Consider the following 5,654-nt stretch of genomic DNA (forward strand, 5'->3'; position numbering starts at 1 on the left):
GGCAGCCATGGCTGCAGCGCACATAACCTCATGCGGCAGGCGATTTTGGGCGCGACGCTGGAATTGATTGAGCGAAGGGCCGTTGTGTTGTGGTGGCAGGGAAAGCTGCCTGCCTCGCGGCTGCCGGAAGATCTTCTGGCCAGCCTGAAAGTCACCAGTTTGCTGGATGCGGCGCGGGCAGGGGCCAAGGAATGTCGCGACACCACATTGTTTTACTTGAATTACCCTGGGCCTGTTTTGGTCGTCGCGGCCAGTTCCTGTGACCAGGAGGGGTCTCAAATTGCCTTGGCCTTTGCAGCAGGGCTGGAGCTGGCGGCGACGGCACAGCGGGCCGTTTTGGAGGTGCTCTCTGTTGAGGTCGAAACCACGGATCTGGCCTATGCCCGGCACAGCGGAGCAGCGGTCGAACGTCAGTCTCGCCGTGGATTGGTGGCCGCCCGTCAGCGGGCGTTTGAAACCAGTCACCGGGATCTGTTGCCGTCAAAGCCCGACGGGAGTTTGGGCTCTTTTGACCCGAAGATTTCAATTGCGGATCTGCTCGGTTCTTATGCGGCGCGCGGCGAAACCATCCTGCTAGCAGATCTCACCCGGGCGGACATTGGGCTGCCGACCTGCCGGGCGTTTTTTGAGAACAGGGATCTTCAGCCGCATTTTCCAGGAGAGTTTGACCTGTCGCCGCTCTGATTTCTAGTTTCACGTTCAGTTCACGTGGCGGTGAATACACCAAATGAAAAAGGGGAGAGAAAGAAATGGCTCACGAGATTGGATTTGATCCGGGGAGTCCTGCGCATTTGTCAGGGCTTTCCGGCGAGAACTTGATCCAAGCAGAACAGCAAGGCCAGGTGCAAAACTGCGACGATTGCATAAGCCTCGACGGTAAGATGATGGAGCATTTGGATAGGCTGAGCCAGGTGCTGCACAGTTACAAATGGCGCAGGCATTGCCGGGAAAACATCAGGCCGGGCGCCGGCATTCCAGCCGGGACCACCTATCTCTCCCAGTTTTTGGCGCATGACTCTTCATTTACTCTGGCGCGATCGGATCTGTTTGAACCCAGTGATAGCGGCAAGACAACGCAGAATATTCTCCAGACGCCCTTGCTCTTGTCGACGCTTTATGGGCGGGGGATTCATGGCGATAAGCCCTTATATGCCGCGCCATGGTTCAGAGTGGGTGAGGATCAATTGCCTCTTTTCTTGGTTAGTGCTGGGGCCGAGGGAGTGTACAGTAGCGCGCCAAGCATGGCGCTGCTGGCAGATCGACGCAATGACGATTCACCAATCCTGCTCTGCATCACCAGCTCCTTTATGCATTTTCACAACTGGGTGGTGGACAGAATAAAAACCTGCTGCTCGGAAATTCCAGCGGAACAAAGGTTCATGATCGCTCGGGCGCTGGTTGTCCGAACCTGGCACCGGATAATTGAGACCGATATTCTGAGCAGGACCTGTCGCAGCAAAGCAGACTGTCCCGCCATGGCAGAGCTTGATTGTGACGAAGAAGAGTTTGATCAGGACGAGGACGAACTTGACCAAGACGAAAAGCAAGAAGGTTCTGCGCTTATGGCCCATGCGGCCCTCAGGTGTTTTCACTCGCTGGTTTTGCAAGGCTATCGCATCCGGCCAGAGCTGGACCGGTTTTCGATCCAATCGGCTCTGGGAAATCTGGCAAGGGGGCAAAAGCTTGAGAGCAAGCGTCTTTCCAAGATCTCAGATTGGGCAGAGAAATGGCAACCGGATTGGGCGGTGTTCTTTGACGAAACGCACCGGCGCGTAAACCTGACGGGGTTTACCCCAAGCTTTGCCTTTCGGGTAGGCGAGGTGGACATTGCCAAACGTGATTTCATCGCCGGAATTGTTCATGGGACGCCAACCGCCGGGGGGCTGGAGGTGCCGCGCGAAGCGATGGATCGTTTGTACCGCGCATTGGATATCGTCGTCGCAGATCCTTCGTTTTCCTGGGAGAGCTGGGGTAAAAAAATGCCAACCCCTGCGATGTTGGGGCTTCTCGCTGACGGTTTTTTTGAGTCAGAAATCGATGCAGACGGCCAGCCTCAAGAACCATTCGACCCAAGGCTTGGCCCAATTGCCTCGGCCCTGGTGCGCCAAAACATCCAGGCCAATATCGACGAGGCCGAGAGCAAGGTCAGGCTGACTCTGGCGCATGCCGGGGTTGAAGAAACCATGCTTCAGAAGGTTTGGAGCAATGTGCCCCCGGTCGCTCCTCCCGATAGCTTTATGGAAATGGTGCAATTAGCCAAAGGAGAGAGAAAATGAGTGATGCCATCGTTAGAATTGCGGAAGAGGGCCAAAACTCCGACCTTTTGCCAATTGGCACAGCCCTGTATTTTCTGAGCCAGAACCAAGGCACAATTGCCGGTGGAGGTCCGCCTGTGTTCTCCTCCGACATTCCCGACAACCACACCACTTGGCCGGGGCCGATGCAGCAGAAAGTCGGGGAAATCTACAATAGCCTGGCAGTCACGGTCTTTGATGGCGCGGGCGGGCATACGATCATTCCCAGTGGTGATCCGACCCAGATCAAGGCTCATTTAAAGCTGAAGTTCGTCTTCGAAAAAGAAGGGGAAATGGTGGTTCCGATCCCCCATCTCAATGCTTTGGAACGCGGTAAGTCCAATGCACCCTTGAACTTTAGGGTGGATTACAACTCCTATATACGGGCCAGTGTTTTTGACGAGGTGGAAGAGGATTTTGCCGCAGCCCTGCGGGAGTCCTCTTTGACGGCGGCGCAGTTCACCGAGGTCATGAAGATCTATGACGAGATCGAAAACAGCGGAAATCTGGAGGGGGAAGTCCCTGGCGAAGACGAGGAAACCTTTCACACCCAGCTGGGAGAATACTCTGTCCGTCAGTGTCAGTGAGCTGAGCCGTCTCAGGCGGGGGGCTACTGCACGCGTAGAGCTGCTGCGACCCCCTGGCGGAGTCGGTTGGACTGGGCGACCTGGCGCAGAGGGAAGCACTGGATAAACCAGTTGACGATCTCTGTGTCAGAGGCAGGCGTTTCCGCGCTCCAGGAGTCGCGAACGCATTGGGCAAATTCGCGACCCGCCAGGCCCGCCGCCTCTGTGTCGCCCAATTCCCAAAGTGCCGCCGCCTGCCAGCCCTGCAGATTGGTAATGGAATGCCCGGCCAAAGCGCCGGCCCGGATTGCCTTGTCCAGTTGGTTGTCCAGATAGTAGATATTGAGCAAATAGCCCCACAAAAAGGGCGGTAGGCTGCGGGCAAGCTCCTGCGCATTTTCCGCAATTTCGACCGCAAGTTTGACATCACCTAGGAAGCCATACCCCAGCGCACAGGACATTCTGGTCAGAATGCTATTGGGGTTCAGATCAATGGTCTGATCAAAATGAAACCGGCTGACTTCGAACTCCTGGTTCATTGCGTAGCTCCAGGCCGCAGCCAGATGGGCCCGCGAGTCCATTGGGTCGATTTCTATCGCCAAACGCGCATGATACAGGCTGGTTTCGATGCCTGCTTTGGGGCGGTGACACCCCGGATAGAGGATCGGGCGGATGTTTTCGGTCGTTGACAACCAGGTATGGGCCGGCCCAAAGCGAGGGGCCTCTTGAGTGATCTCTTTTAGGATGCTCAGGCCTTGATTTGTCTGCTCGGGGCGCCATTCCAACAAAAGCGACTGCGCGAGCACCCATTTGTCAAATACGGTTTGATCTTCAAGCCCGCTGGACAGGCAACGGCTCAACCTATTTGCGCTGACCCCGCTATTGATGGCGACTGACAGTTGCTGCGCCATACGGTGTTGAACATGCTGCCAATCCTCAAAATTGATCTGAAATCGCTCGCTCCAGATAACGCGATTGTCGGCTTCCTGTTTGAGAGTGGCAATCAGAACAACGTCTTTGCCTGCCAGGTTGAAGATGCCTTCCAGCCGATAGCAGTTGTCTCGGGCGGGTTCGATGTCATAGATCCGCCACTCCCGGAATGAGGTGAGATTGGCCAGCAGCTCATAGCGAAACACCCGCCCGACATCCGCGAGATGGCGCGAGTCTGTGCCAAATTCAAAAGCACAAACAAAAATCTCGGGCGTTGCAGTCGCGGGCGGAGGGGCAGTGGTCTGGGCGGCAGGCAGAGGCGCAATCTGGTCTGGAACGGGCTTGGCTGATTTAACTTCCCCCAGTTTGACCAGTGCCACTAGTTCGATGGTTTCCTCACTGGGTTCGACGTCAAATTCATCCCCCAAAAATGCATAGAGATCGTTATAGATCCGCAGAGCCGCGCCTGGGTTTCCCGCCTCTGCATTTGCCCGCATTAAGAACCTGCAAGAGGGTTCATGTGCGGGATCCAGTTGCAAAAGCGCCTGTGCCGCCCGGATCCTTTGGTCAAGGGGTCTGTCACGGAACTCAAAGGCGGCGGCGAGAGTGTCGCGCAGATTTGTTTCGATCCGATTGCGTGTTATTGAAATCCAGCTGTCCATGGCATTGCTGAGCCCAGAGCAGTCTGCCAAAAACTCATCCAGGTCAATTGCGGCAGGTGAAGAGGTGCCGGACGACAGGTCGGCGCCCAGGTCGCGCTGAAAAGCATGGAGATCCAGATCAATCTGGGAATGATGCACTACGATTTGATTCCGGTCCACCTTGAACACTTCGTCGAGACCGGGGCATTTTTGTTTTATCCGCCGAAGTAGTTGGCGCAGCGAGCCACGAGAATGCTGTGCATCGGCTTCCTGCCACAGCAGGCAGGCCAGACTTTCGCGTGAATGTACGGTTTCGGAACTAAGGCAGAGGTAGTAGATAAGCGCATCAGCCCGGCGTGATTTTAGATGCACCTGGTCCCCCGCCAGCAAAAAGCGAGATGGCTTTTGCAGTATGTTCACTGTTAAAGGCAAATCCCACTCTCCACAAACGAGTTTTAGTTTCTTCAAATAGGCTCGGTAAGGAAAACCTTAGCAGGGAAAAATAAAAAGGCATCCAAATTTCGAAGTTTTCTGTTGTTGAAGGTCTCGGTTGGGGCTCGAAGACCTGGTGAAATCACCTCGCGGATGCAAAAAGGAGCACTCACCCAGGGGTAAGGTGTCATTGGCGGTGTGGTCAGCAATTAGATCAATGTCTGAGCAAGGCGTTGACGAAAGGGATTTCAAGGAATGACCATTGGTGGTTGGTACATACCAAAAGGAGCACCTCGGAGGTCATCCGGGCGCTCCTGTTTTGAGTGGGGGAGATTGGATTGTGCTTAGAAATCTTGCCAGCCATCGCTCCCGGTTTTAAGTCTGGGCTCTTGGTGTTCTTCTTCTATCGCAGGCTCAGACGTGTCAGCCATGCTCTGCTGGGCGGTCGCTGCTGTGGGCGCGGGTTTTGCAGGGGCGGTTCCGGAGATCGAGAATTGCGACACCAGGTTCGCCATCTTGGCCGCATCCGCATGCAGCATGTGGCCGGCGGCTGTGGCTTCCTCTACCATGGCGGCATTCTGCTGGGTCACCCGGTCCAATTGGACAACACCTGTGTTGATTTCCCCAAGCCCAGTGGCCTGTTCGGTTGCGCCCGAGGCGATCTCTGTCACCGAGTCGGAAATCTCATTGACCCTGCTGACAATGCTGGTCAGGGCGTCGCCGGCCTTGCCAACCAGTGTCACGCCGCGTTCGACCTGTTTGGAACTGTCTTCGATCAGCGATTTGATCTC

Annotated in this window: 5 protein-coding genes and 1 pseudogene; 4 read left to right on the forward strand and 2 right to left on the reverse strand. The window is 55.6% G+C overall.

Annotation, left to right across the window (positions count from 1 at the left end):
• From ABJP42_RS11405 to ABJP42_RS11420, 4 genes and pseudogenes are all read left to right on the forward strand, one after another.
• A partial coding sequence (locus tag ABJP42_RS11405; protein ID WP_348340433.1) for a YcaO-like family protein occupies positions 1-684 on the forward strand: 684 nt, incomplete at its 5' end.
• A gap of 557 nt (positions 685-1,241) precedes the next feature.
• A pseudogene (locus tag ABJP42_RS20760) lies at positions 1,242-1,565 on the forward strand (hypothetical protein); the annotation flags it as partial.
• Positions 1,566-1,820: 255 nt separating this feature from the next.
• Complete coding sequence (locus ABJP42_RS11415) at positions 1,821-2,276, forward strand: hypothetical protein (RefSeq protein ID WP_348340435.1); 456 nt, start codon at positions 1,821-1,823, stop codon at positions 2,274-2,276.
• Positions 2,273-2,881 (forward strand): tetratricopeptide repeat protein, encoded by a 609-nt coding sequence (locus ABJP42_RS11420; RefSeq protein ID WP_348340436.1) that lies wholly within the window; start codon positions 2,273-2,275, stop codon positions 2,879-2,881. Before ABJP42_RS11415 ends, ABJP42_RS11420 begins: the two co-directional genes overlap by 4 nt.
• A 23-nt stretch (positions 2,882-2,904) precedes the next feature.
• Here the strand turns inward: ABJP42_RS11420 and ABJP42_RS11425 are convergent, their stop codons facing one another.
• Both ABJP42_RS11425 and ABJP42_RS11430 read right to left on the reverse strand, forming a co-directional pair.
• A complete protein-coding gene (locus tag ABJP42_RS11425; RefSeq protein ID WP_348340437.1) occupies positions 2,905-4,803 on the reverse strand; it encodes an AfsR/SARP family transcriptional regulator in 1,899 nt (632 codons plus the stop codon).
• 404 nt (positions 4,804-5,207) lie between these two features.
• Positions 5,208-5,654, reverse strand: a 447-nt coding sequence (locus tag ABJP42_RS11430) for a methyl-accepting chemotaxis protein (protein WP_348340438.1), incomplete at its 5' end; no start/stop codon positions are given.

The organism is Pseudophaeobacter sp. (assembly GCF_039971195.1).
Taxonomy (GTDB): Bacteria; Pseudomonadota; Alphaproteobacteria; order Rhodobacterales; family Rhodobacteraceae; genus Pseudophaeobacter.

What these genes read in the sequence shown, in the direction of transcription:
- ABJP42_RS11420 (WP_348340436.1), top strand. Translation starts at nt 2,273, where the DNA reads ATGAGTGATGCCATCGTTAGAATTGCGGAAGAGGGCCAAAACTCCGAC.